We start from the raw sequence: 25,497 nt of genomic DNA, 5'->3' as shown, positions 1-25,497 counted from the left end.
TTCACCTGGCCTGGAACCTTCCTTCCGCGAGGAACCTCTCGTACATGGACAGCACCACGGCCGTCGGCGGGTGCAGCGGCCGGGGCGGGGCGTCGAGCGGCCGGAACATGGCCCGGCGCACCTCGTCGGCACCGGGCGACAGCACCCCGGACCAGCGCCGGGCGACGAAGCAGAGCGCGAAGCAGTGCGTCACGTCCCCGTTCGGGTACGTCAGGGTGTGCACCCGGGGATCGGAGAGCGTCCCGAACGCCACCAGGTCGTCCCGCTCCACCCGCAGGCCGGTCTCCTCGGCGACCTCGCGGACGGCGGCGTCGGCGAAGTCGCCGTCCTCCTCGCAGGCACCGGCCGGGAGCTCCCAGACCCCGTTGTCCGCGCGCTGCTGGAACAGCCCGCGGCCCCCGGAGTCGATCAGGAGCACCTGCGCGCCGGGCACCAGCAGCTTCCGGGAGCCGACCTGCCGGCGCAACGACCAGATGTAGGAACCGGTGTGACCCATCGTGCACCCATCGCCTTCGTCGCCGTCCGTGCGCCCCCAGGGGCCCGTCGGTGCGCAGCGTTTCACGCCCCTTCCGGTTCCCCGTACTCCTCCGCCAGCCAGCGTGGCGTGGCGTCCGGCGTCGCCAGCAGCCACCGCACGTACCGCTCCACGCCCTCCCGGACCTCGATGCCGGCCCGCCAGCGCAGGAGTTCGCGGGAGCGCTCGACACAGGCGTAACCGCCGAGCGGGTCCCCCTCGGGGCGCGGGGTGACGATCTGCCGGGAGCCGGGGAAGTACGGGGCGATCAGATCGGCCACCTCGCGGACCGAGGTGGGCCGGCCCGTGCCGACGTTCACGGTTCGCCCGGCCATCTGCTCCTCGATCAGGGCGAGCGCGGTGGCCTCGGCGACGTCGTCCACGTGGATGAGGTCGCGGACCTGGTCACCGCCGCCGTTGAGCCGCATGGGCCGGCCGAGGCGCGCCTGGAGCGAGAGCCAGGGCACCATCCAGGAGTGGCTGCCCGGTTTGGGGATCTGGGGCTCGCCGTACACGGAGAAGTAGCGCACCACCGCGTACTCGGTGCCGCTGGAGGCGCCGAGCATCAGCCGCGTCTGGTGCTCCGCCCACAGCTTGGAGTTGGCGTACACGGACACCGGGAAGAGCGGCTGGTCCTCGTGGAAGACCTGCGGCCCCGCGGTGTCGGACGCGCCGTCGCCGTACACGGAGGCGGAGGAGACGAGCACGAGCCGGCGCACCGGGAACCGGGCGGCCTGCTCCAGGACGACCTGGGTGCCCTCCACGTTGGCGCGGAAGGCGACGTCGGGGCGCCGGGTGCAGGCGGCGACGTCCGCGTAGGCGGCCGCGTGGACCACGAAGTCGGCGTCGCGCAGCAGCCCGCCGACGGTCTCGGCGTCACGGACGTCGCCGACGACCAGCCGGGCGCCGCTGCGGGCCACCCCGAAGGTCTCGTGGCCGGACTCGGGATAGGCGTCCATGCGGTCCAGGACGGTGACGACGGCTCCGGCACTCCGCAGCAGCGCGACCAGCCGGCTGCCGACGAGACCGCCGCCGCCGGTCACGACGACACGGGCGTCGCGGAGCTTGTCGAGCCGGGAACGAACGGTCTCCTCGGTGCCCACGACGGCAGCGGTCGAGTGGGGTAACCCGGGCATGGAAGCCTCTTTTCGGCGTGTCGGGAGAGGTGCACGCGCTTCACGGGACCGGCGTGCCAGGCAAGCATCCATGGGCCGTACCCGGCCTGCCAGAGGGCGATTTCGGCACTCTTGCGGGCCGTCGGAGGGGCCCGTACTGTCCGGATCCGGCTTGCGTCCGGCCCGCCGGGCGGATACGGAGAGAGGGAGGACGTATGACGCGTCAACGGCTCAGCGCGGTGGTCATGACCCATCCCAGACGCCGCGCGGCAGCCGAGGAAATGGCCCTGAACGCGCCGTCCGGTCTGTTGCGGGTGGTCATGGACCCCGACCCCACGGGCACCCCGTCGGTGCTGCGCACCGCACTCGCCGCGTGGTCGGAGATCGAGGACGGGGCCACACATCAACTGGTGGTCCAGGACGACATGTTGTTGTCCGAATCCTTCTACGAGCGGGTCCGTCACGCGATCGAGGAGTTTCCCGACGCGGCACTGGCCCTGTTCGCCCTCTGGGACTCCCGCAACGGGGCGGCCGTGCGGTTCGGGGCGATGGCCGGCGCCCGCTGGGTCGACGCCGTCAACGAGTACTTCCCGTGCGTGGCGATCGTGCTGCCGCGCCGGGTCGCCGAGGGCTTCGTCGCCTACGGCAGGCAACGGCTCGGTGGCTGGCCCGACGACATTCTGATGCACCGTTACCTGAGTGACAACAGTGTTCCGCGCCATGTCGCCGTGCCCAACCTCGTCGAGCACGACGACCGCGGTTCCATCTCCGGCAACGCCTTCCGCGGACCGCGCCGTTCGGTCTGCTTCCTGCCGGAGGACCGGCCGGGGGAGGAGGGCCGGATCCTCACCGGACTGACGGTGCTGCCGTTCTTCAAGCACGGCGTCGCACAGTGCGCGGTGCGGGTCCCCGGCCCCGGCCCGCGACGCTGGCTGCACCTCGACGCGGAACAGTACCTCCGGGGCGCCGGACTCCCCGCCGCGCTGCTGCGCCCGCCCGGCACCGGCCCGGCCGGTGCGGACGTACGGGGGACCTGGCTGACGGCCCTGGCCATGGGGTTCGAGGCGGGCCGCACCGGACTCGCCGTACCGCCCACGGCATCGGCGGCGTACGCGGAGGCGGTGGCGACGATCGGCCCCGGCGGCATCAGCAACGCCGGTACGGAGGAGTTGATCGCGCGACGCCGCGAACCCCTGGCCGAAGTGGCGCACCGGGCACTGCGGGCCGGGCGCGAGGCCGCCGCCGAACACCGCACACATCGCACACATCGCACGCACCGCCCGCGGCGGCCGGACGGTCCCGTCTGGCGCGGGGCGGCGACCCCCCTCGGCGAACACCTCGTGCGCGCACTGGCCGACCGGCCGGAGCTCTCCGCCGCGGTGATCGACCTGACCCGGCTCCACGGCCCCGAACCCGAGGTGACGGTCCGTCCGCACGACGACCCCGTCCCGTACACGCTGGGCGTGGGGGAGGTCTACGGTCCGGGCTGCTCGCGCCACACCCTCATCGGCCGCATGGTGTGGGACGCCCTGCGCAGCCGGCCCGTGACGGTCGTGGGCGACCCGGAGGCCCCGGTGCACCCCGTGTACGTCAACGACCTCGCCGACGCGATCGGGACGGTCCTGCGCGACCGGCCGGAGAACCACGACCTCGTGGTCGCGGCCGAGAAGCCGTGCACGACGGCCGAGTTGGCCCGTGCCGTGCACGAGGCCGTGCGGCCCGTGCCGGTGCGCACGGCACCGGGCGGCGACCCCGGCCGGCACGTCCCGGCCGACCTCGCACGGCCGCCCGGCTGGACACCCGCGACGGACCCGGCGCGTGGACTGCACGCCTTCGCCCAGTGGCTCGCCTACGAGGGGGTCCTGCTGGAATCGGACCGACTGGCCGACTGACCGGCCGCCGGGTGGCACGGAGCACGGGACGTCGACGATCCGTGCTCCGCACCGCCCGGCCGGAACAGCCCTTAGGATCCCGGCATGGTGCGTCTGAAGATCGAGATATCCGTCCCGGAGAGTCATGTGGAGCAGGTGATCGACGCCCTCCACGAAGCCGGTGCGGGACAGGTCGGGGAGTACGCCCGGTGCGCCGGCGCCTGGCACGTCACCGGCACCTGGCTGCCGCTGCCCGGCTCGCGGCCCTACGACGGCGAGGTCGGCGCCGTGCGGCGGGGTGCGGAGTGCAGGGTCGAGTCGGTCTGCCACGAGGACCGGGCCCGCGCCGTCCTGCGGGCGGTGCGCCGGGTCCACCCCTACGAGGAACCGGTCATCAATTTCCTGCCGCTGTACGAACCCCCGGCCGACTGACGCCCCGCCGGCGCACCGGCCGTCCGCCGGGGACCGCGCGCGGTCGCGCAGCGTCAGGGGCGGCCGGTCAGGTAGCCGCCCATGGAGGTGAAGTACTCCGTCGCGGGCATCTCGCGGCCGTCCTCGGTCCGCACCCGGGTGATGGCCAGCCCGTGGTTGCGGCCGGTGCGGGCGTCGGCCCCGGCGACGATCACCACGCCGTCGCCCTCGCGGTAGAAGATCCGGCCGGGCGTGCCGCCGTAGCGGTTCTGGGAGACGACCGCGGCGAGGATCTCCAGCCGCCTGCCCCGGTGGTGGGTGAAGGCGCTGGGGTACGGCTCGGACTGGGCCCGCACCAGGCGTTCGAGGTCCTCCGCGGGCCAGTTCCAGTCGATGCGGACGTCCTCGGCGGACCGCTTGTGGAAGAAGCTCGCCAGGGAGCGGTCCTGCGGGGTGAAATCGGTCCGGCCGGAGGCGATGAGTCCGAGCGCTCCGATGGTGACCGGGGCGATGAGTTCGACGGTCCGGTGGAAGAGGTCGGTGGCGGTGTCCGTCGGTCCGACCGGGACCGCTTCCTGGCGGACGATGTCACCGGCGTCGAGTTCGTCGTTCATCAGGTGCGCGGTGACGCCCACCTCGGTCTCGCCGTTGATCAGGGCCCAGATCAGCGGGGAGAAGCCGGCGTACTTCGGCAGCAGCGAGTCGTGGATGTTCAGCGTGCCGTGGCGGGGGAGGCCGAAGATGTGCGGGGGGATCCACGTCCGCCAGTTGTTGGCCACGATGATGTCCGGATCCGCCTCCTTCAGGCGCTCGAACAGCTCGTCGTCATCGGGACGGTTGCGGATCAGCACCGGGACGCCGTGCTCCTCGGCGAGGTCGGCGACGGAGTCGCTCCAGATCTTCTCGTACGCGTGCTCGCTCCGGGGATGCGTCACCACCAGCACCACGTCGTGCTCGGAGTCCAGAAGGGCTCGCAGGGTGCGGTGCCCCCAGGTCTGGTAACCGAACATGACGACTCGCATGGGTTCCTCCTCGGTCAGGGACGGACCGAAGCAAGTAAAGCTAGGCTTGCCTTAGTTGGCAACAGGGCCGCTTTGGGCCGGGGTTGACGATGGATCAGTGGTTGATTGTTCGGTCCGCCCTGTCGACAGTGTCGCGCAATTAGCTTAGGCTCACCTAAGTTCAAGTGGGCCGCTTCGTCGGCGTGCCCGTCTCCCGCACCTTCCTCCATGCCGGACAGACGGCTTTCCCGAGCGATGGGAGTGACATGTCACAGGCTCTTCCCGACGACGCGCCACCGGTCCACGACCTCATCGGCATCGGCTTCGGCCCCTCCAACGTGGCCATGGCGATCGCGCTCGGCGAGCACAACGCACGCGTCGGCGGGCGGGAGCCGGTCACCGCCCACTTCTTCGAGCGCCAGCCGGGCTTCGGCTGGCACCGCGGCATGCTGATCGAGGACGCCACCATGCAGGTGTCCTTCCTCAAGGACCTGGTGACGCTGCGGAACCCGGCCAGCGAGTTCAGCTTCCTGTGCTACCTGCGGAGCAAGGGCCGGCTGATCGACTTCATCAACCACAAGAACCTCTTCCCGCTGCGGGTGGAGTTCCACGACTACCTCGAGTGGGCCGCGGCCAAGGTCGACGACATGGTCTCCTACGGCCGGGAGGTCGTCGCCGTCACGCCCCTCGTCCACGACGGCGTCGTGGAACACCTGGACGTGACCGTCCGGTCGGAGGAGGGATTGGAGGTCCACCGGGCCCGCAACCTCGTCATCGGCACCGGGCTGCGCCCCTTCGTGCCGGAGGGCGTGGAACGCGGTGACCGCATCTGGCACAACTCCGACCTGCTGCGGAAGATCGACGCGCTGGAGGGCACGTCGCCCTCGCGGTTCATCGTCGTGGGCGCCGGGCAGAGCGCCGCCGAGAACGTCGCCCACCTGCACCGTTGCTTCCCCCGGGCCGAGGTCTGCGCGGTCTTCTCCCGCTACGGGTACAGCCCCGCCGACGACAGCGCCTTCGCCAACCGGATCTTCGACCCGGACGCCGTCGACGACTACTTCGATGCTCCGGGGAGCGTCAAGAAACAGCTGATGGACTATCACGGGAACACCAACTACTCCGTGGTGGACATCGACCTGATCGACGACCTGTACCGGCGGGTGTACCAGGAGAAGGTCCTCGGCACCGAACGGCTGCGCTTCCTCAACGTGTCCCGGGTCACCGGCGTCGAGGAGCGGCCCGACCACGTCCGCACCACCGTGAAGTCCCTCGTCACGGGCGAGGAGACGCAGCTGGACGCCGATGTCGTGGTGTTCGCCACCGGCTACAGTCCCGCCGACCCGCTCGGCCTCCTCGGCGGGATCGCCGACCGCTGCCTGCGCGACGAGGAGGGGCGCGTCCGCGTCGAGCGCGACTACCGCATCGCGACGGACCCCGATCTGCGCTGCGGGATCTACCTGCAGGGCGGCACGGAGCACACGCACGGCATCACGACCTCCCTGCTGTCCAACACCGCGATACGGGTCGGCGAGATCCTGGACTCGCTGCTCGACCGGGGCGTCAAGTCCGCCTCCGACGAGGCCCGCCCGGTCGCCGACGGCGCCGGCACCACCGCCCGCTAGCCCCTGCTCCGGCCCCGTCGCGCGGACGACGGCGCGGACACCGCGTCCCGGGCCCGGGACGCCCGACTCCCCACGTACCACCGGTGGATCGAAGGAATGACGTACATCGACATGCGCACCACTGCGGTTGAGCGCCCGACACCCGGAGGCCCGGCGGAGGTCCGCCGGCGGCGGACCGTGGGGCTGGCGGTGCTCGGGGCGGCCCTCGTCCTCGCGGCGGCGGTGTCGCTGGCCGTCGGCGCCCGCGCGCTGAGCCCCGCCGAGGTCTGGCACGGGCTGTCCGCGGACCCCGGCTCCGACCGGCGGCTCAACGAGATCGGGCTCATCGTGCAGACCGTGCGGGTGCCCCGGACGGTGCTCGCGGTCGTGGCGGGCCTCGCGCTGGGCATCGGCGGGGCGCTGATCCAGGGGCACACGCGCAACCCCATAGCCGACACGGGCCTGTTGGGGGTGAACTCCGGCGCCTCGTTCGCGGTGGTGTCGGTGATCGCCGTCTTCGGGTTCACCGACCCGTTCCAGTACGTCTGGTTCGCCTTCGCGGGGGCGGCGGTCGCCGGGGTCGTCGTCTTCGGCCTGGCGAGCATCGGCCGGGGCGCGGGCAATCCGTTGACGCTCGCCCTGGCCGGGCAGGGGGTCACGGTGTTCCTCGCGGCGATGACCACGGCGGTCGCACTGTCCGACCAGAAGTCGCTGAACGCGCTGAGGTTCTGGAACGCGGGCTCCGTGGCCGGTGTCGGATTCGACGTCATCTGGCCGGTGACCGCCTTCGTGGCGGTCGGAACGGTACTGGCGCTGATCACCCTGCCCGCCCTCAACCTGCTCGACCTGGGCGACGACGTGGCACGGGGGCTGGGAGCGAACATCGCGCTGAGCCGGACCGTCGGCATCGTCGCCGTCACCCTGCTGGCGGGCGCGGCCACGGCGGCGTGCGGCCCCATCGCGTTCCTCGGGCTCATGGTGGCCCATGTGGCCCGGTACCTGACCGGCCCGGACTACCGCTGGCTGGTGCCGTACGCGGGCCTGCTCGGCTCCGTCGTCCTGCTGGTCTGCGACATCGTGGGGCGCCTGATGGCGCGGCCGGGGGAGCTGGACGCGGGGATCGTGGTCGCCCTGCTGGGCGCCCCGTTCTTCGCGGTCCTGGTGTGGCGCGGAAAGTTCAGGAACACATGAACGGGGCGGATGTGAAACCGAACGGGGCGGGTGCGGGCCCGAACGGGGCGGAGGCGGGACCGGTGGTGGCGCCGGGGGTGCGGATCGGTGCGGTGTCGTTCGTGTGGCGGCCCCGACTCGTCCTGGTCACGGCGCTGTTGGCGGCGGCGGTCTTCCTGGTGTTCTGCCTCTCCATCGGCGTCGGGGACTTCCCCGTCGGCCTGCCCCGGGTGATCGCCACGATCCTCGGTCGGGGCGAACGGGTCGACGAGTTCGTGATCATGGACCTGCGGATGCCCCGCGCGCTGGCCGGCCTGGTCGTGGGGATCGCGCTGGGGATGTCCGGGGCGATCACGCAGTCCGTCGCGCGCAATCCGCTGGCCAGCCCGGACGTCCTGGGCATCACCGGGGGCGCGAGCGCGGTCGCGGTGTTCCTGGTGACCGTGTCGGGCGGCGCCGCCGCGGCGGTCACCGGTGCGGTGGGCCTGTCCGCGGCGGCGCTCGCGGGCGGTCTCGGCACCGGGCTGCTGGTGTACTTCCTGGCGTGGCGGCGCGGGATCGACGGCTTGCGGCTCATCCTCATCGGCATCGCGGTGAGCGCCATGGCGCAGGCGATCACGACCTGGCTGCTGGTCTCGGCCGACATCAGGGACGTGGCCAGGGCCCAGGCGTGGCTGGTGGGTTCGCTGGACGGCCGGTCGTGGGACGAGGTCCGGGTGGCGTTCTGGTGCGCACTCGTCCTCGTGGCCGTCGTCGCCGGTGCCGCGTTCCAGTTCGGGCCGATGCACCTGGGCGACGAGATCGCCGCCGGGCTGGGGGTCCGGTACACGCGGGTGCGGGCGGTCCTGCTGCTGTGCGCGGTGCTGCTGGCCGCCGTGGCGGTGAGCGCGGCAGGTCCGGTTCCGTTCGTCGCGCTGGTGGCGCCGCAGGTGGCGATGCGGCTGGCGGGGTTCCCGACACCACCGCTGGTGGCCTCCGGGCTGATGGGGGCACTGTTGCTGATCGGCGCGGACCTGGTCGCGCGCACGGCGCTGCCGATCACCCTGCCGGTCGGCGTGGTCACCGCCGCGATCGGCGGCCCGTTCCTGCTCTGGCTGCTGGTGCGGGCGAATCTGAGGCGGACGGCACATGCGTAGGAAAGAACTCGGAGGAGGGCGGCCCGTGGCCATTCAGTTCATCACCGGAACCGGAACCGGAACCGGAACCGGAACCGGAACCGGAACCGGGGCCGAAGCCGTGACCGGGACCGGGACCGGGGCCGAAGCCGCGACCGGGACCGGGGGCGCGTCGCGGCTGGCGGCCAGGGGCGTCACGGTCGGGTACGGCGGCCGGGCGGTCATCGACGGTCTCGACGTGGCGATCCCACCGGGGGTGGTCACCACGATCATCGGCCCCAACGGCTGCGGGAAGTCCACCCTGTTGCGCACCCTGGCCCGGCTGCTCAGGCCGACCGGGGGAACGGTCGTGCTGGACGGCGAGGACATCGCCGGGCTCAGGACCAGGGACGTGGCGAAGAAGCTCGGACTGCTGCCGCAGGCGCCCGTCGCACCGGAGGGGCTGACGGTGGCCGACCTGGTCGCCAGGGGGCGCCATCCGCACCAGAGCTGGCTGCGGCAGTGGTCGTCGGACGACGCCGGCGTCGTGGAACGCGCGCTGGCCATGACCGGGGTGTCCGAACTGGCCGGCCGCCCGGTGGACTCGCTCTCCGGCGGGCAGCGCCAGCGCGTCTGGATCTCCATGGCCCTGGCCCAGGGCACCGACCTGCTGCTGCTGGACGAGCCGACCACCTATCTGGACCTGGCGCACGCCGTCGACGTGCTCGACCTGGTGGACGACCTGCACGAGGCGGGGCGCACCGTGGTCATGGTGCTGCACGACCTCAATCTGGCCGCGCGCTACAGCGACCACCTCGTCGTGATGCGGGCGGGATCGATCCTGGCGCAGGGGCATCCGCGCGAGGTGATCACCGCCGAGCTGCTGCGCGATGCGTTCGGGCTGCGCGCCGAGGTGATCGACGACCCGGTGGGCGGCCGGCCGCTCGTCGTACCGATCGGCCGCACCCACGTCCGGCCCCCGCGAGGGCGCGGCGACGAACCACCCAGCCGGTGAGATCGGATGAAGATGTGACTTCAACTCGATTGAAATAAAGGCGAGTTGGGAAGTTAGGATAGGCTGGCCTCACTAATTCGGGCCAAAGTTTGACCGCCCGTGTGCGGGGCGCAGTGGACAGCCCGAGAGCAAGGGGTTCTGGATGTTTCTCCATCGAATGACGCCCGCGGGGCCATGGCGGCGGACGGCGGCGGTCCTGTCCGCCGCGGTCCTCGGGCTCGGCCTCCTCACGGGGTGCGGATCCGGCTCGGCGGACAAGGGGGGCGACGACACCCCGGCCGCCGGCGGCGGCACGTTCCCGGTCACCGTGGAGCACGCGTTCGGATCCACGGAGATCACCGAGGCCCCCCGGCGGGTCGTCTCCGTGGGCTACACGGACGACCAGGCCATCCTGGCGCTCGGCGTCAAGCCGGTCGGCATGGTCGACCAGTACCCCAACCCGGCGGGCCGGTCCCCCGACATCAACACCCAGTGGCCCTGGGTGAAGGACAAGTGGGGCGACACCCGCCCCGAGGTCGTCATGAAGAACGGCGACCAGGGCCCCAACTACGAGAAGATCGCCTCCCTGAGGCCGGACCTGATCATCGCGGTCTACTCCGAGATCGACGAGGCCGCCTACGAGAAGCTCTCCAGGATCGCCCCGACGGTGGGCCGCACCAAGGGCGAGAAGGAACCCTTCAGCGCCCCGTGGCAGGACAACGCGGTGCACATCGCCAAGGCGCTCGGCAAGGAGGCCGAGGGCACCGAACTGGTGCGGGGCATCCAGGACAAGCTCGACGCGGCCGGGAAGGCGCACCCGGAGTTCAAGGGCCGAACCGCCGTCGCACTGTCCTGGTACAAGGACTCGATCGCCCCGTTCACCTCCACCGACGTGCGCGGACGCCTGGTGACGGGCATAGGCTTCAGCTACCGGACCGGGATCGACGAGGTGGCGGACGGCAAGTTCTTCACCGTGCTGTCCCCCGAGCGCGTCGACCTGGTCGACGCCGACCGCATCTTCGTCATCAACGACGCGGCGGACACGGCGGCGTTGAAGAAGTTCGAGCTGTTCGCCAACCTGCCCGCCGTCAAGAACGGCAAGGTGTCCTACCTGCTGGACAGCGAGGGACCGGCGGTCGGAGCGGCCATGTCCCAGGGCACCCTGCTGTCCCTGCCGTACGCGATCGACGAACTCGTCGCATCGGTCGGCCGGGGATGACGCACGAACCGCCGCGCCCCCGTCCGGGTCCGGTCGCCGTATGAGCGCCACCGGCACCCGGGCCGTCCCGGCGACCCTGCGCACGGCGACCGGGGGCGAGGCCACCCGATGGGTCGCGGCACACTGCCGACGGACGCCGTGGCTGACCGCCGCCACCCTCCTCGGCACGGTGGCCGGGGCCGCGCTCCAGGTGCTCCCGGTGCTCCTGCTGGGCCGGGTGGTCGACGGCGTGGTCGGGGGCGAGCCCCGCTCGGTCCTGGTCACGATCGGGGTGTGGATGGCGGTCGCCGCGCTGCTCGGCGCGGCGGCCACCGCGGCATCGACGTACCTGATCGGACGGCTGGGGGCGGACCTGCTCGCACGGCTGCGGGAGGGCGCCGTCCGCGCGGTGCTGGGAATGCCGAGCGCCCGCGTCGAACAGGTCGGCCGGGGCGACGTGCTGTCCCGGGTCGGCGACGACGTGGCCGTGCTGTCCAGGGGAATCCGGACGGCCGTTCCCACGGTGTTCTCGGCGGGAGTGCTGGTCCTCATCGCCACGGCCGGCATGTTCGGCCTGGACTGGCGGCTCGGCCTGGCCGGAGCCGGTGCGCTGCCCGCCTACGGGCTGGCCCTGCGCTGGTACCTGCCCCGGTCCGCCCCGCTCTACCGGAAGCAGCGGGTGGCCCAGGCCGACCGGGCGCAGGCACTGATCAGCGGCCTGAACGGCATCGACACGGTACGGGCCTACCGGCTGGAGGGCGCCGTCCGCGAGAAGGTCACCCACGAGTCGTGGCGGGTGCGCGACCTCGGCATCGAGGTGTTCCGGCTCTTCGGCCGGTTCGTCGGCCGGGAGAACCGCGCCGAGTTCATCGGACTGGTCCTGATCCTCGTGGTGGGCTACGCCCTGCTGGAGGCCGGCGCCGCCAGCCTGGGCGAGGTGTCGGCCGCCCCGCTGATGTTCCACCGGCTGTTCACCCCGCTGGGCGCCATCATGTTCACCTTCGACGAGGCGCAGAAGTCGGGCGCGAGCCTCACCCGGCTGGTCGGGGTGCTGGGGGAGCCCGCCGAGGACCGGCTGGTGGGCGACGGATCCGTGGCCCCGGCGGACACCGCGCCCCACCCGGTGACGGTGGAGGGGCTGACGTTTCGCTACCCCGGCGCCGAGGAACCGGTCCTGCGGGACGTGAACCTGTCCATCCCGGCCGGTGGCTCGCTCGCCCTGGTGGGGGCGACGGGCGCGGGCAAGTCGACCCTCGCCGCGCTGATCGCCGGCATCGGGACCCCGCAGGCCGGGTCGGTGCGCATCGGACCGCACGACCTCGCGGGTCTGGACGAGGCCGGGGCACGGGCCCTGGTGAGCATCCTGACGCAGGAGACGCACGTGTTCTCGGGGCCGCTCGCCGAGGACCTGCGGCTCGCCGCGCCCGGCGCGGACGACGGACGGCTGACCGAGGCGTTGCGCACGGTCGGCGCCGACCGGTGGGTCGAGCTGCTGCCCGACGGGCTGGACACCGTGGTCGGCGAGGGCGGCGAACGCCTGGACGTCACCAAGGTCGCCCAGATCGCCCTGGCCCGGCTGGTGCTGCGCCGCTCGCCGGTGGTGGTGCTCGACGAGTCGACCGCGGAGGCGGGCAGCGCGGGCGCCGCCGAGCTGGAACGGGCCGTGTCGGCCGCGTGCGCGGGCCGGACCACGCTGTTCGTGGCACACCGGCTGACCCAGGCGATGGCGGCGGACCGGATCGCGGTGCTGTCCGCGGGACGCGTGGCGGAGGAGGGGACGCACGAGGAACTGGTGGCACTGGGCGGCCAGTACGCGCGGCTGTGGCGCGCCTGGCGAGAGGGCAGTTAGGCAAATCCGGGTCAGTCGGTCCGACTTGTGTGCACGGAAGGATGCTGAGTCTTCGATGAGGGAATCGGGCGCTCCCCGCGTACTTTTTTCTCCCACCCGGCTGGCGGCCCTGCGCCGGCGGACCGGCGACCACGACGACCGCACCGTCGTCGAGGCGTGCGCCATCGGACTGGCGTACTGGGCGACCGGCCGCGGTCCCGAGGGCATGGGCCTCACCCCCGGCACACCGTTCGCCGACGTCCTCGTAAGGGCCGACAACGGCGGCTTCGGGAAAGGGGGTTGGGAGATCGGCCCGGACGGCCGGAGCATCCTCGTCCCCGACGGCGTCGCACCGGCCGAGGCACAGCTCGCGCTGGACGACCTGGCCGACTTCCCGGACCGGCCCATCGGCACCATCGGCCCGACCGGCGCGGCGGAGCGGATCGAGATCCTCGCCGGATGGAACGACACCCGGGCCGACCGGGACCGCCCCACCGTCGTGGAGATGTTTCGCGAACAGGCCCGCGCCAGGCCCGACGCCGTCGCCGTCGTCGACGGGAAACGCTCCCTGACCTACCGTCAGCTGGATGAGCGCTCGGCCCAGTTGGCCCATCACCTGAACGGTCTGGGGATCTCCTCCGAACAGGTCGTCGGCATTTCGCTGGACCGCTCCGCAGAGATGGTCGTCGGTCTCCTCGCCGTGCTCCGGGCGAGCGGCGCGTTCGTGCCGCTCGACCCGCGGTGGCCCGCCGCGCGCCGGGCCGTCGTCATCGAGGACGCCCTGGTGGTGCTCCAGCTCAACGCCTCGGGCGGGCACGGCGCGGACGAACCGGACGCCGTGGCCGTCGACCTGGACGACTGGGGATTCACCGACCACCCCGCCGAAGGACCGGCGGCGGCCGTCCCCGGCGCCGCGCTGGCCTATGTGATCTTCACGTCCGGCTCGACCGGGCGGCCCAAGGGCGCCATGATCCGGCACGAGGCGATCAGCGAACGCCTGCTGTGGCAGGTCCACGAGATCCTGGGCTTCGGCCCCGACGACGCGTCCCTGTTCAAGGCACCGCTGTCCTTCGACATCTCCATCAACGAGATCTTCCTGCCCCTGGTGTCCGGCGGCAGACTGGTGGTCCTGCGGCCCGGCGGCGAACGCGACCCGCACCACCTGCTGCACGTGATCGCCGAGCAACGCGTCACCTTCACCTACCTGGTGTCGTCCATGCTGGACGTGCTGCTGGAGATCGCGGGCGACTCCGGCGGACTCGACAGCCTGCGGCACGTGTGGTGCGGCGGCGAGGTGCTGACCCCGGAACTGTACGAGCGGTTCCGCATCCGCCTCGACATCCCCATGTACCACGGCTACGGCCCGGCCGAGACGACCATCGGGGTCTCCCACGTCGTCTACCGGGGCGCGGCCGAACGCCTGTCGACGTCGATCGGCAGGGCCAACCCCAACACCCAGCTGTACGTGCTGGACGACGAACTCCGCCCGGTCCCGACCGGGGTCGGCGGCGAACTCTACGTGGGCGGATTCCTCCTGGGCCGCGGCTACGTCAACGCCCCCGGCCTCACGGCCTCCCGGTTCGTGGCGAACCCCTTCGCCGGGGACGGGTCCCGGCTGTACCGGACCGGTGACCTGGCACGCTACGCCCCGGACGGCTCGCTGGACTTCCTCGGCCGCGCCGACAACCAGGTCAAGATCCGCGGCATGCGGCTGGAGCTGGAGGACGTCGAGGCCGGTCTCGCCGAACACCCCGGCGTACGGCACAGCTGCGTCGTCGCGCGGAAGAACCCGGCCGGCGGCGCCCATCTGGTGGGGTACGTGATCCCGGCCGCGGGCGACGAGGACCTGCGGGCCGAGGACGTCAGGGCGTGGGCCGCCCGCCACATGGTGGAGTACATGGTGCCCGCCCACCTCGTCGTGATGAAGGAGTTCCCGCTCACCGCGAACGGCAAGCTCGACCGGGCCGCGCTGCCGGAACCCGCGATCGGCACCGGCCCGTTCGTGGAACCCGCCACCGACGAGGAGCACGCGGTGTGCGCGGCCGTCTCGGCGGTGCTGCGGCTGGAGCGGGTCGGCGTCGACCAGGACTTCTTCCGGCTCGGCGGGGACAGCATCCTGGCCATCTCGCTGCTGAGCGCGCTGCGGGAGGCGGGCCTCCACGTCACCGTGCGGCAGATCTTCACCCACAGCGTCCTGGGGGCCCTGGCCGCGGTGGCGAGCCGGCAGGACGCACCGGCCGCGGACCGCGACGACGTCGCGACCGGCCCTGTCGTGGGACCGCCCGTCGTGCAGTGGCTCGGCGGGACCACGGACGCGATCGACGGCTTCGTGCAGTCGGTCGTGCTGAACACCCCGGCGGAGCTGACCGCCGACGCCCTCGACGAGATCCTCGCCGCCGTGCTCCGGCACCACGACATGCTCCGCGCCGAGCTGGTGCGCGGCGACCGCTGGGGCTTCGTCGTCCCCGAGGCCGGGCAGGCCGTCGTGGGATGGCAGGAGAGCGACCTCCCGCCGGCGGAGTGCGTCGCGCTCGCCACCGAGGCGCTCGACCCGGAGAACGGCGTGATGCTGCGCGCCGTCTGGCGCCGAGGGGCGGGACAGCTGGTCCTGGTCGCCCACCACGTCGTGATCGACGGCGTGTCCTGGCGGATCCTGATGGACGACCTGGCCACGGCATGGCGCCGGTACACCGCGGGCGAACCGGTCGAACTCCCGCCCGTCGGGACGTCGTTCAGGCGCTGGACACAACTGCTGGAGCGCACGGCGTCCGAAACGGACCCCACCCGCTTCCGGTGTCCCCTGCCGGGGACGGACGCACCGGTGGGCAGGCGCGCGCCGGCCGGGACCGACACCGTGGCCCGGGAACGGACCCGGACCGTCTCCATCGGCGCCGAGGACACGGCCGCGCTGCTGGGCGACATCCCCGCGAAGTTCCACGCGGGCGTCAACGACGTGCTGCTGACCGCGCTCGCCGTCACCCTCGCCCGCTGGCGCCGCGACCGGGGACAGGACCAGACGTTCGCCCACATCGAACTCGAAGGACACGGCCGCGAGGGACGCTTCGTGGCGGACACCGTCGGCTTCGAACCGGAACTGTCCCGCACCGTGGGCTGGTTCACCACCCTCTTCCCGGTCGTCGTGGACCCCGGAACGGCGTCCGACCCCACCTCGCCCGCCCACCTGACCGCCGCGCTCAAGGCGGTCAAGGAGGACCTCGCCCGGGTGCCGGACAACGGCATCTCCTACGGGGCCCTGCGGTACCTGACCGACACCGGGCCGACCGGTCCCGCCCCGCAGGTGCTGTTCAACTATCTGGGCCGCTTCGACGCCGGTACCGGCGAGGACTGGCAACTCGCAGGATCGACAATTCAGTTGGGCGAGAAACGGGACCCCCGGATGCGCCTGCCGCGCGCCCTGGAGTTCAACGCGATCGCCGAACCCGGCGAGAGCGGCGCCCATGAACTGGTCACCACCGTCTCCTGGCCCGACGGGATGTTCACCGACGAGGACATCACCACCATCGGCCGGTACCTCCGGACCACCCTGACCGCCCTGGCCGCACTCGAACACGGCGGCCACACGCCCAGCGACTTCCCCCTGGTGCCGCTCACCCAGGCCGATGTCGACGAACTGGACGGCCCGGCACTGCGGGACGTCCTGCCGCTCACCCCACTGCAGGAGGGCCTGTACTTCCACTCCGTCTTCGACGGCGACGCGACGGGCAGCTACGTCGAACAGCAACTGCTCACCCTGGAGGGCGAGGTGGACGCCGACCGGCTCGCGGCGGCGGCGACCCGGCTGCTCGCACTGCACCCCAACCTGGCCGCCCGGTTCACGGCCCTCGCCGACGGCCGGGTCGTCTGCGTCCTGGAGAGCGGAGGGACGGCACCCTTCACCGTGCTGGACCGCCCCCTCGCCACCGACGACGAGATCCGCGACCTCGCCGAACGGGACCGCCGCGCCGGATTCGACCTGGCCACCGGGCCGCTGATGCGCTGCACACTCGTCCGCACCGGCTCCGGCCGCGACGTCCTGGTGCAGACCGTGCACCACATCGTCGCCGACGGATGGTCGGTGCCGCCGATGCTCCGCACGCTGCTGGCCGAGTACCACGCGCCGGGAAGCGGCTACCCGCTCGGCGATCACCGCGACCACGTGCGCCGCCTCGCCGCGCACGACCACGAGGAGAGCGACCGGGTGTGGCGCGGCGAACTCGCCGGCCTGCCCGGCCCCTCGCTGGTCGCCGAAGGACACATCCCCTCCGGACGGTTCGCCGATGCCGTCGCCGAACCGCCCGACGACATCGACGCCGCCGCCCGGTCGGCCGGCATGCCCCTGAGCGTGGCCGTGCACAGCGCGTGGGCGGTGACACTGGGCGGCATCCTGCACAGCCGGGACGTCGTGTTCGGCTCCACGGTGTCCGGGCGCGACGCGGAGGTGCCCGGCATCGAGGACCTGGTGGGCCTGTTCATCAACACCATTCCCGTACGGGCCCGGTGGACCGACGGGACCACCGCCCGCGAACTGCTCGCCTCGGTGCGGGAACACCAGGGCAGGGTGCTGGCGCACCAGCACGTCTCGCTGGCGAGGATCGGCAGGCAGGCCGGCACGGGCCCCCTGTTCGACACCCTGGTGGTCTTCGACGTCGCGACCGACGTGGCGGAGCTGCGCGGACCCGACGACACCCTGGTCGTCACCGGCATCGTCAACGAGGGTGCCCCGCACTACCCGTTGACCCTGGTGGTGGAGCGCACCCCCGACGGCCGCCCGCGCTTCAACCTGATCCACGACGGGGAACTGCTGCGGAAGGAGGAAGCCGAGGCGATCCTGCACACCTTCACCCGGACCCTCACCGGCCTGCTCGAACGACCGGACGGCCCGGTCGCCGCGGCGGCCCCCGGCCCCGCCCGGCCCCCGGCGCGGATCGCCCCGACGACCCTGGACGAGCTGTTCGACGCCGCCGCGAACCGCGACCCGGCGGCCACCGCCGTCACCGGGTGCGCCCTCGACGGCTCCACCCGCTCCCTGACCTACGGCGAACTTGCTCGGAACAAGGACGAGTTGGCCTCGACCCTGCGTGCGGCCGGGGCCGGTCCGGGCGAACTGGTCGCCGTCGCCGTCCCGCGTTCCCCGGAACAGGTCGTCGCCCTGGTCGCGGTCGTCACCGCGGGCGCCGCGTACGTACCGCTGGACCCCGCGTACCCGGACGAACGCCTGGCGTACGTCCTCGCCGACACCGCCCCGCGGGTCGTGCTCGTGGACCGCGAACAGCGGGGCCGCTTCGCCCGGCTGCTCGACCGGGCGGGTGTGCCGGCCCGGCTGCTCGTCCGGGGCGACGAACCGGCGCCACCCACCACCGGACCGAAGGCCGGCCCGCACGACCCGGCGTACGTGATCCACACCTCCGGCTCCACCGGCCGGCCCAAGGGCGTCGTCGTCCCGCACTCCGCCGTGGTGACCCTCCTCGCGAACACCCGGTCCGACATGGACTTCGGCCCGCACGACGTATGGGTCCAGTTCCACTCCTTCTCCTTCGACTTCGCGGTCTGGGAGCTGTGGGGCGCGCTGGCGCACGGCGCCGAACTGCTGGTGCCGGAGTACGCCCTGACCCGCTCCCCGGTCGACTTCCACCGACTGGTCCGCGAACGCGCGGTGACCGTGCTCAACCAGACCCCGTCGGCGTTCCACCGGTTCGCCGAGGCCGACCGGCACTGCGCCGAACCGGTCACGTCACTGCGCCGGATCGTCTTCGGCGGCGAGGCGCTGGACCCCGGACGACTGCGCGGCTGGGTCGAGCGGTACGGCACCGCCTCGCCCCGACTGGTCAACATGTACGGCATCACCGAGACCACCGTCCACGTCACCCACCGGGTGCTGACCGACGAGGACTTCGGGCCCGGCCGCGACGTCAGCCCGATCGGCGTCCCCCTGCCCGGCCTGGTCACCCATCTGCTCGACGACCGGCTCCGGCCGGTGCCGCCGGGCCGGGTGGGCGCCGTCTACGTCGCGGGCGACCAGGTGGCACTCGGCTATCTGGGGCGGCCGGGACTCACCGCGGGCCGGTTCGTGGCGGACCCGTTCGCCGGCGACGGATCCCGGATGTACCACACGGGCGACCTCGCCCGCCGCACCCTCGGCGGCGAGCTGGAGTTCGTCGGCCGAGCCGACGACCAGGTGCAGCTCAAGGGCTTCCGGGTCGAGCCCGGCGAGGTGGAGTCGGCGCTCAGGGAACTCGACGGCGTCGTCGACGCGGCCGTCACCGTCGCGGACGGCGGCGACCACCTCGTCGCGCACGTCGTGGGCCGGGCACCCGGCGACCTCGTCGACCGGCTGTCCGCGAGGCTGCCCGCGCACCTGGTGCCGGGCCGGGTGCTGACGGTCGCCGCCCTGCCGCTGACGGTCAACGGCAAACTGGACCGCGCGGCCCTGGCCGCGAACGCCGCGCGGACCGACCCCCCGACGGCCGAAGTCCCCGCCGGGCGGGGCGAACTCACGGGAACCGAGGGAGAGTTCGCGCTCGACACCCTGGTCGACGTCTTCGCCCGAACCCTCCCGGGCGTCGCCGTGGACGCCGACACCGACTTCTTCGGCGCCGGGGGAGACAGCATCGTCGCCATCACCCTGATCAACCGGGCCAGGACACTCGGCCTGCCGCTCACCCCCCGGGACGTGTTCCTGCACAAGACACCGCGCGCCCTCGCCGAACACCTGCGCACACGTCTCCCGCGGCCCGCGGAGCCCGCACCGGTCCACCGCGAGGACGGCCCGCTGCCGGCCACACCGATCATCCTGCGCCAGCGGGAACTGGGCGGATCGCTCGCCCGGTTCGCCCAGGCCAGAGTGCTCCCGGCGGCCGAGGGCACCGGACTCGCCGACGCCCGGCGCGCCGCGAACGCCGTCGTGGCCGCGCACCCGGCCCTGCGGCTGCGGCTGCGCGTCGAACACGGCGTGTGGGCCCTGAGCACCGAACCCGCCCGCGAGGTCGCCGTCGTCCCCACGGACGCCGCCGACGCCACGGCCGCGGCGAACGAGGCCGCCGACCGGCTCGACCCCGAGGCCGGGGACGTCATCGCCTTCTCCTGGCTGGAGGCGAGCCGCACCCTGGTCGTCACCGCGCACCACCTCGCCGTCGACGCGGTGTCCTGGCTGATCCTCCTCGACGACCTGGCCGCCGTCATGGGCGGAGCGGACCCGGCACCACCGACCACGCCCTACGCCGAGTACGCCGAGGCGCTGGCGGCGCGAGCCGCCCGGGAGACCGACGGCCTCGGGCACTGGATCACCACGCTCCGGGCGCCCGCGCTGCTGCCCGAGGTCCGGGGCCTGCGCGAGAGAGCGGTCGTGCTCGACCCCGGGGCGAGCGACCGCGTGACGCGCGACGCGCCCGCCGCCCTCGGCACGGGCCTCACCGAGCTGCTGTGCGGCGCGCTGCGCACCGCCCTGACACGCGTTCAGCCCGTCCCCACCGACCTCGCGGTCGAACTGGAACGGCACGGCCGGGTCCCGGTCCTGGAACACCACGACTACACCCGCACCGTCGGCTGGTTCACCGCCATCGCACCGGTACGGCTCACGGCGCACACCGACCCCGTCGCGGCCGCCCGCGAGGTCGCCGAACGCCTGCCGGACGAGCACACGCACCTCGCCCACGGCCGGCTCAGGTACCTCAACCCGCAGACGGCACCCCTGCTGGCCGCCCGCCCGCAGGTGCTGTTCAACTACCTGGGCCGGGGCGGCGAGTCCCGGGCACCGCACCTCACCGGCGCCGACCGGACCGACCGGTACGCCGTCGAGGTCAACGCGTGGACCGATGACACCACCGGCAGCCTGCACGCGGTCTTCACCCTCGCCGACGGAGTGCCCGACGAGATCACCGGGCACTGGCTGGACGCGCTGGAGCACCTCGCGGACGCCGCCGCGACGGCCGAGCGCACGGCACCGGTCACCCCGCTCCAGCGCGGCCTGTTCTTCCAGGCCCAGCTGACGGGCCCGGCCGGGCACTACGTCGCGCAGAGCTGGTTCACCTTCGACCGGCGCCTGGACACCGACGCCCTGGCCGAGGCGATGGCGTACGTGATCGCACGGCACCCGGCCGCGGGCGCCGGCTTCACCACCGACGACGACGGCGACCCGGTCCAGGTGCTCGGGACGGGCCGGCGGGTCCCCGTCCGCACGGTCGCCCCGGCGACGGACGCGGAGGTCGAGGCGCTGCGCGTCCGGGACCGGGAGACGGGATTCGACCCGGCCGAGCCGCCGCTGATCCGGCTGACCGCGGTGCGGCTGCCCGACGGCCGGGACGGCCTGCTGCTCAGCCACCACCTGCTGCTCTGGGACGGCTGGTCCCGCGAGATCGTGCTGCGGGACCTGTTCGAGGCGTACGGGGCATTCGCCGCGGGCGAACCGCCGGCCGCCACCCCCGCCGATCCGGGCTTCGAGGACTACGCCCGGGCGCTCGCCGCCGAGGACCCCGGGGCGTCGAACCGCTTCTGGGCGGAACACCTGGCCGGACTGCCGGGCCCGACCCTGCTCGCCGGACCGGCCCCGGCCCTCCCGGACGGACTGCCGCACGCCCTCGTGCACACCGTGTCCGCCGAACTGTCGGACCTGCTGCGGGAAGCGGCCAGGACCCACGGCGTCACCCTGAACACGGTGCTGACCGGCGCGTTCGGACTCCTCCTCGGTGCCCGCACGGGCCGTGGCGACGCCGTGTTCGGTGTGACCGTCTCGGGCCGGGAGGGCGAGGGCCACGACGGCATCGTCGGGGTGCTGCTCAACACGGTGCCCTTGTGGACCCGGGCCCGGCCCGACGAACCGGTCGGCACGTACCTGGCGGCCGTGCAGGCGGCCAGGGTCGAGGCGATGGAGCACGAGCACCTGGGGCTCGGCGAGATCCAGCGGGCCGCCGGACACGACACCCTGTTCGACAACCTGTTCGTGCTCCAGAACTTCCTGGACCTGGACGCGTTCGCCGGGATGAACGCCCGGCACGGCATCACCTCGGTGACGGCCGACGACTCCACGCACTACCCGTTCACCTGGGTCGTCACGCCCGGCGACCGCCTCACGGTCAAGCTGGAGCACCGCGACGACGACCACGGGGGCGCCCGCCGCCTCCTCGACGACTATCTGCGCGTGCTGGAGGACCTGGCCCGGTCGACGGGGCCGGTGGGCGCGCTGCCCGGTCCGGTGCCCGCCCCCGGGCCCGGGGAACGCACGGACATCGGCACGGACACCGTCGTCGACCGCTTCGACCGGGCGGCGGACCGCGACCCCGGTCGGGTCGCGCTCGTCGCCCACGGCTCGGCCATGACCTTCGCCGAACTCCGGGACCGCAGCCGGGCCCTGGCGGGCGTGCTCGCCCGACGGGGCATCGGCCCCGAGAGGACCGTGGGCCTGGCGATCCCGCGCTCGCCGGACTCGATCGTGGCCCTGTTCGCCGTGCTGCGCGTCGGCGCCGCGTACGTACCGCTGGAGCTGGACCACCCGGACGAACGGATCGCGACGATCGTCGCGGACGCCCGGCCCGAGGTGATCCTCACCGTGAGCGCCGTGGCGCCCAGACTGAGCGGCGACCTGATCGAACTGGACCGTCCGCTGCCCGGGGCCGACCCGTACGTGACGTTCGCACCGGACGACCCGGACCGCCTGCGCCACCCCGCGTACACGATCTACACCTCCGGATCCACCGGAAGGCCCAAGGGCGTGGTGACCGAGTACGCCGGGCTCACCAACATGCTGATCAACCATCAGCGGCGGATCTTCGAACCGGTCCTGGCCGAGCACGGCCACCGGGTCTTCAAGATCGCGCACACCGTGTCGTTCGCGTTCGACATGTCGTGGGAGGAACTCCTGTGGCTCGCCGACGGCCACGAGGTCCACATCTGCGACGAGGAACTGCGCCGCGACGCCCCCCGCCTGGTCGAGTACTGCCACGAGCACGGCATCGACGTCATCAACGTGACCCCCACCTACGCGCAGCAACTGGTGGCCGAGGGCCTGCTCGACGACCCGGCACGGCGGCCCGCCCTGGTGCTGCTGGGCGGCGAGGCCGTCGGCCCGGTGCTGTGGCAGCGGCTCGCCGACACCGGGGGAACGTCCGGCTACAACCTGTACGGGCCCACGGAGTACACCATCAACACCCTCGGTGTCGGCACCTTCGAGTGCCAGGACCCGGTGGTGGGCGTGGCGATCGACAACACCGACGTGTACGTACTGGACCAGTGGCTGCGGCCCGTGCCCGACGACGTCCCCGGCGAGCTGTACGTATCGGGCGTCGGCATCGCGCGCGGCTACCTCGGGCAGAGCGCCCTGACCGCGCACCGCTTCGTCGCGTGCCCGTTCGGCGAACCCGGCGAACGCATGTACCGCACCGGGGACCTGGTGACCCGCCGGCCCGACGGGAACCTGACGTACCTGGGCCGCACCGACCAGCAGGTCAAGATCCGCGGACACCGGGTCGAACCCGGGGAGGTCGAGGCCGCGTTCACGGCCCACCCGGCGGTACGGTTCGCCGCCGCGGTCGCCCAGCCCGACCCGCAGGTCGACGGGGCGTACCGGCTGGCCGCCTACCTCGTGCTGGAGGACCCGGAGGGCGCGGACCTGGCACGGGTCGCCACCGAGGCGGGCGCCGGACTGCCGGACTTCCTGCGCCCGACACACTTCGCCCGGGTCGACGGCATTCCGCTGACCGTGAACGGGAAGACCGACACCGGGGCGCTGCCGGAGGCCAGACCGCTCGGCGCGCTGACCACGGGGGAGGAACGCGGCCCGGAGACGGAGACCGAGACCGCGGTGTGCGAGTTCTTCGCCGAGGCCCTGGACCTGGACGACGACGAGGTGAGCGCGGTGAGCGATTTCGTGTCCCTGGGCGGACACTCCATGCTGGCGGTACGGCTGACCGGGCTGCTCCGCCGGGAGTACGGTCCCGTGATCACGATCCGCGACCTGCTCACCCTGCGGACCCCCGAAGCGATTGCCCGTCACCTCGATGAGAGTTCCTGACATGCGAAACCCCCGGCCGGGAGCGGACATCCTGCGGACCGCGCTGCGCCGCAACATCGGTGCCATGGTCCGGGGCACCGTCCTCATGGGCCTGTACCAGGCGGGGGAGACCGCCTTCCCCATCGCGCTCGGCCTGATCGTCGAGCACACCATGCGGGACCGCGGTCCGGCCGCGCTCGGCCTGTCGATCGGGGCACTGGCCGTGATCATCACGACGGTGTCGCTGTCGTGGCGGTTCGGGATGCGCGTCCTGCAGAAGGCCAACACGACCGAGGCGCACCGGTGGCGGGTGCGGGTGGCCGCCCGGGTGCTCCAGCCGGTGGCCGGGGACACGGACCTGAAGTCCGGCGAGGTGCTGACCATCGCCACCGAGGACGCCGACCAGACCGCCGACATCATCGAGGTGGTGCCGCTGCTGGTCAGCTCCCTGGTCGCGGTGGTGGTCGCGGCACTCGCGCTGGGACTGGCCGATGTCCGGCTCGGCCTGCTGGTGATCGTGGGGACCGTCGCGATCCTGTCGGTCCTGGCCGTGCTGTCCAGGCGGATCGGGGCCAGTACCCGCGAACAGCAGGCCCGGGTGGCGCGGGCGGGCGCCAAGGTCGCCGACCTGATCGTCGGCCTGCGCCCGCTGCACGGCTTCGGCGGCAACCACGCGGCGTTCGGGGCCTATCGGAGGGTCAGCACGGACGCGCGGCGCCAGGCGATCACCGTCGCCAAGGTGAACGGCACGTACGAGGGCACCGCGCTGGCCCTCAACGCGGTGCTCGCCGCCGCCGTGTCGCTGACGGCCGGCTGGCTGGCGTTCGGCGGCCGGATCACCATCGGGGAGCTGGTCATGGCCGTGGGCCTCGCGCAGTTCATCATCGAACCGCTGAAGATGTTCTCGGAGATGCCCAAGTACGTGATGATCGCGCGGGCCTCGGCCCAGCGGATGGCGCTGGTGCTCGACGCCCCGCCGGTGACGGCCCCGGGGCCGCGATGCCCGGCGGAGGGCGGCGGCCTGACGGTCGACCGGGTCCGGTACGGGACCCTGCGCGGGCTGGAGTTCGAGGTGGAGGCCGGTGCGTTCGTGGCGGTCACCGCCTACCGGCCGCGCGAGGCGGCCGACCTCGCCTCGGTCCTCGCGGTGAACGTGCCGCCCGAGGCGTACGGGGGAGCGGTGCGGCTCGGCGGACAGGCGCTCGCGGAACTGTCGGTCGAGGCGGTCCGCGAGCACATGCTGGTGAATCCGTACGACGGGGAGATCTTCGCGGGCACCCTCCGCACGAACATCGACCCGTCGGGCACCGGCCGGATGGTTCCCGAGGCCGTCGAGGCGTCCATGCTGACCGATGTCGTCGCCCTCCACCGCGAGGGGCTCGACCACGAGGTCCGCGACCGCGGGGCGAACCTCTCCGGGGGGCAGCGCCAGCGGCTGTCCCTGGCCCGCGCCCTGGCCGCGGACGCCGAGGTGCTGGTCCTGCACGACCCGACGACCGCCGTCGACGCGGTGACCGAGCAGCTCATCGCGCGCAACATCGCGAAGCTGCGCCGAGGCCGCACCACGGTCGTGCTCACCAGCAGCCCGGCCCTCCTGGACGCCGCCGACCGGGTTCTCGTCCTGGACGACGGCGTCATCACCGCCGAGGACACCCATCGCAACCTCCTCGCCGGCAACGAGGAGTACTGCCTGGCGGTGGCCCGCTGAGGCGACCGGGA

13 protein-coding genes are annotated in these 25,497 nt (G+C 72.8%); 10 read left to right on the top strand and 3 right to left on the bottom strand.

Going from position 1 to position 25,497, the window contains the following annotated elements; translation table 11 throughout:
• Window position 1: 1 nt before the first annotated feature.
• Together EAO76_RS13240 and EAO76_RS13235 are read right to left on the bottom strand one after the other, a co-directional pair.
• Entirely contained in the window at window positions 2-496 is a 495-nt protein-coding gene (locus EAO76_RS13240; RefSeq protein WP_148836120.1) for an NUDIX domain-containing protein, read from the bottom strand.
• 62 nt (window positions 497-558) lie between these two features.
• Window positions 559-1,650: an NAD(P)-dependent oxidoreductase gene (locus EAO76_RS13235; RefSeq protein ID WP_148836119.1), complete on the bottom strand. Its 1,092-nt coding sequence runs from the start codon at window positions 1,648-1,650 to the stop codon at window positions 559-561.
• A 194-nt stretch (window positions 1,651-1,844) separates the two neighbouring features.
• On the opposite strand from EAO76_RS13235, the gene EAO76_RS13230 reads away from it, so the two are divergent.
• Both EAO76_RS13230 and EAO76_RS13225 read left to right on the top strand, forming a co-directional pair.
• Window positions 1,845-3,521 carry an NAD(P)-dependent oxidoreductase gene (locus EAO76_RS13230; RefSeq protein WP_148836118.1) on the top strand — a complete coding sequence of 559 codons (1,677 nt, stop codon included), beginning with the start codon at window positions 1,845-1,847 and terminating at the stop codon, window positions 3,519-3,521.
• An 84-nt stretch (window positions 3,522-3,605) separates the two neighbouring features.
• Window positions 3,606-3,932, top strand: a complete 327-nt coding sequence (locus EAO76_RS13225) for a hypothetical protein (RefSeq protein ID WP_148836117.1) — start codon at window positions 3,606-3,608, stop codon at window positions 3,930-3,932.
• A 53-nt stretch (window positions 3,933-3,985) separates the two neighbouring features.
• On the opposite strand, the gene EAO76_RS13220 is transcribed toward EAO76_RS13225, so the two are convergent.
• On the bottom strand, window positions 3,986-4,933 hold the full coding sequence (locus EAO76_RS13220; protein ID WP_148836116.1) for a methionyl-tRNA formyltransferase: 948 nt from the start codon (window positions 4,931-4,933) through the stop codon (window positions 3,986-3,988).
• Window positions 4,934-5,178: 245 nt separating this feature from the next.
• Here EAO76_RS13220 and EAO76_RS13215 point away from each other — a divergent pair, with 245 nt between their 5' ends.
• From EAO76_RS13215 to EAO76_RS13170, 8 genes are all read left to right on the top strand, one after another.
• The gene (locus EAO76_RS13215; RefSeq protein ID WP_148836115.1) at window positions 5,179-6,534 is read left to right on the top strand and encodes a lysine N(6)-hydroxylase/L-ornithine N(5)-oxygenase family protein; all 1,356 of its coding nucleotides are present in this window, start codon (window positions 5,179-5,181) and stop codon (window positions 6,532-6,534) included.
• Between the two features lie 111 nt (window positions 6,535-6,645).
• Entirely contained in the window at window positions 6,646-7,704 is a 1,059-nt protein-coding gene (locus EAO76_RS13205) for an iron ABC transporter permease (protein ID WP_148836114.1), read from the top strand.
• Window positions 7,701-8,819 carry an iron chelate uptake ABC transporter family permease subunit gene (locus EAO76_RS13200; protein ID WP_148836113.1) on the top strand — a complete coding sequence of 373 codons (1,119 nt, stop codon included), beginning with the start codon at window positions 7,701-7,703 and terminating at the stop codon, window positions 8,817-8,819. The genes EAO76_RS13205 and EAO76_RS13200 overlap by 4 nt, the downstream gene beginning before the upstream one ends.
• A gap of 100 nt (window positions 8,820-8,919) precedes the next feature.
• On the top strand, window positions 8,920-9,792 hold the full coding sequence (locus EAO76_RS13190) for an ABC transporter ATP-binding protein (protein WP_148836186.1): 873 nt from the start codon (window positions 8,920-8,922) through the stop codon (window positions 9,790-9,792).
• A gap of 142 nt (window positions 9,793-9,934) precedes the next feature.
• Window positions 9,935-10,990, top strand: coding sequence for an iron-siderophore ABC transporter substrate-binding protein (locus EAO76_RS13185; protein WP_148836112.1), 1,056 nt, complete (start codon window positions 9,935-9,937; stop codon window positions 10,988-10,990).
• A gap of 40 nt (window positions 10,991-11,030) precedes the next feature.
• A complete protein-coding gene (locus tag EAO76_RS13180; RefSeq protein ID WP_148836111.1) occupies window positions 11,031-12,818 on the top strand; it encodes an ABC transporter ATP-binding protein in 1,788 nt (595 codons plus the stop codon).
• A 55-nt stretch (window positions 12,819-12,873) separates the two neighbouring features.
• Window positions 12,874-23,799, top strand: a complete 10,926-nt coding sequence (locus EAO76_RS13175) for a non-ribosomal peptide synthetase (protein WP_148836110.1) — start codon at window positions 12,874-12,876, stop codon at window positions 23,797-23,799.
• Window positions 23,786-25,486, top strand: coding sequence for an ABC transporter ATP-binding protein (locus EAO76_RS13170; protein WP_148836109.1), 1,701 nt, complete (start codon window positions 23,786-23,788; stop codon window positions 25,484-25,486). The genes EAO76_RS13175 and EAO76_RS13170 overlap by 14 nt, the downstream gene beginning before the upstream one ends.
• Window positions 25,487-25,497: the final 11 nt, after the last annotated feature.

It is taken from the genome of Streptomyces sp. sk2.1 (assembly GCF_008120935.1).
In the GTDB taxonomy this organism is placed as follows: Bacteria; Actinomycetota; Actinomycetes; order Streptomycetales; family Streptomycetaceae; genus Streptomyces.
Note: the sequence above shows the minus strand (reverse complement) of the source record. Positions and strands in the feature narration are given on the sequence as shown.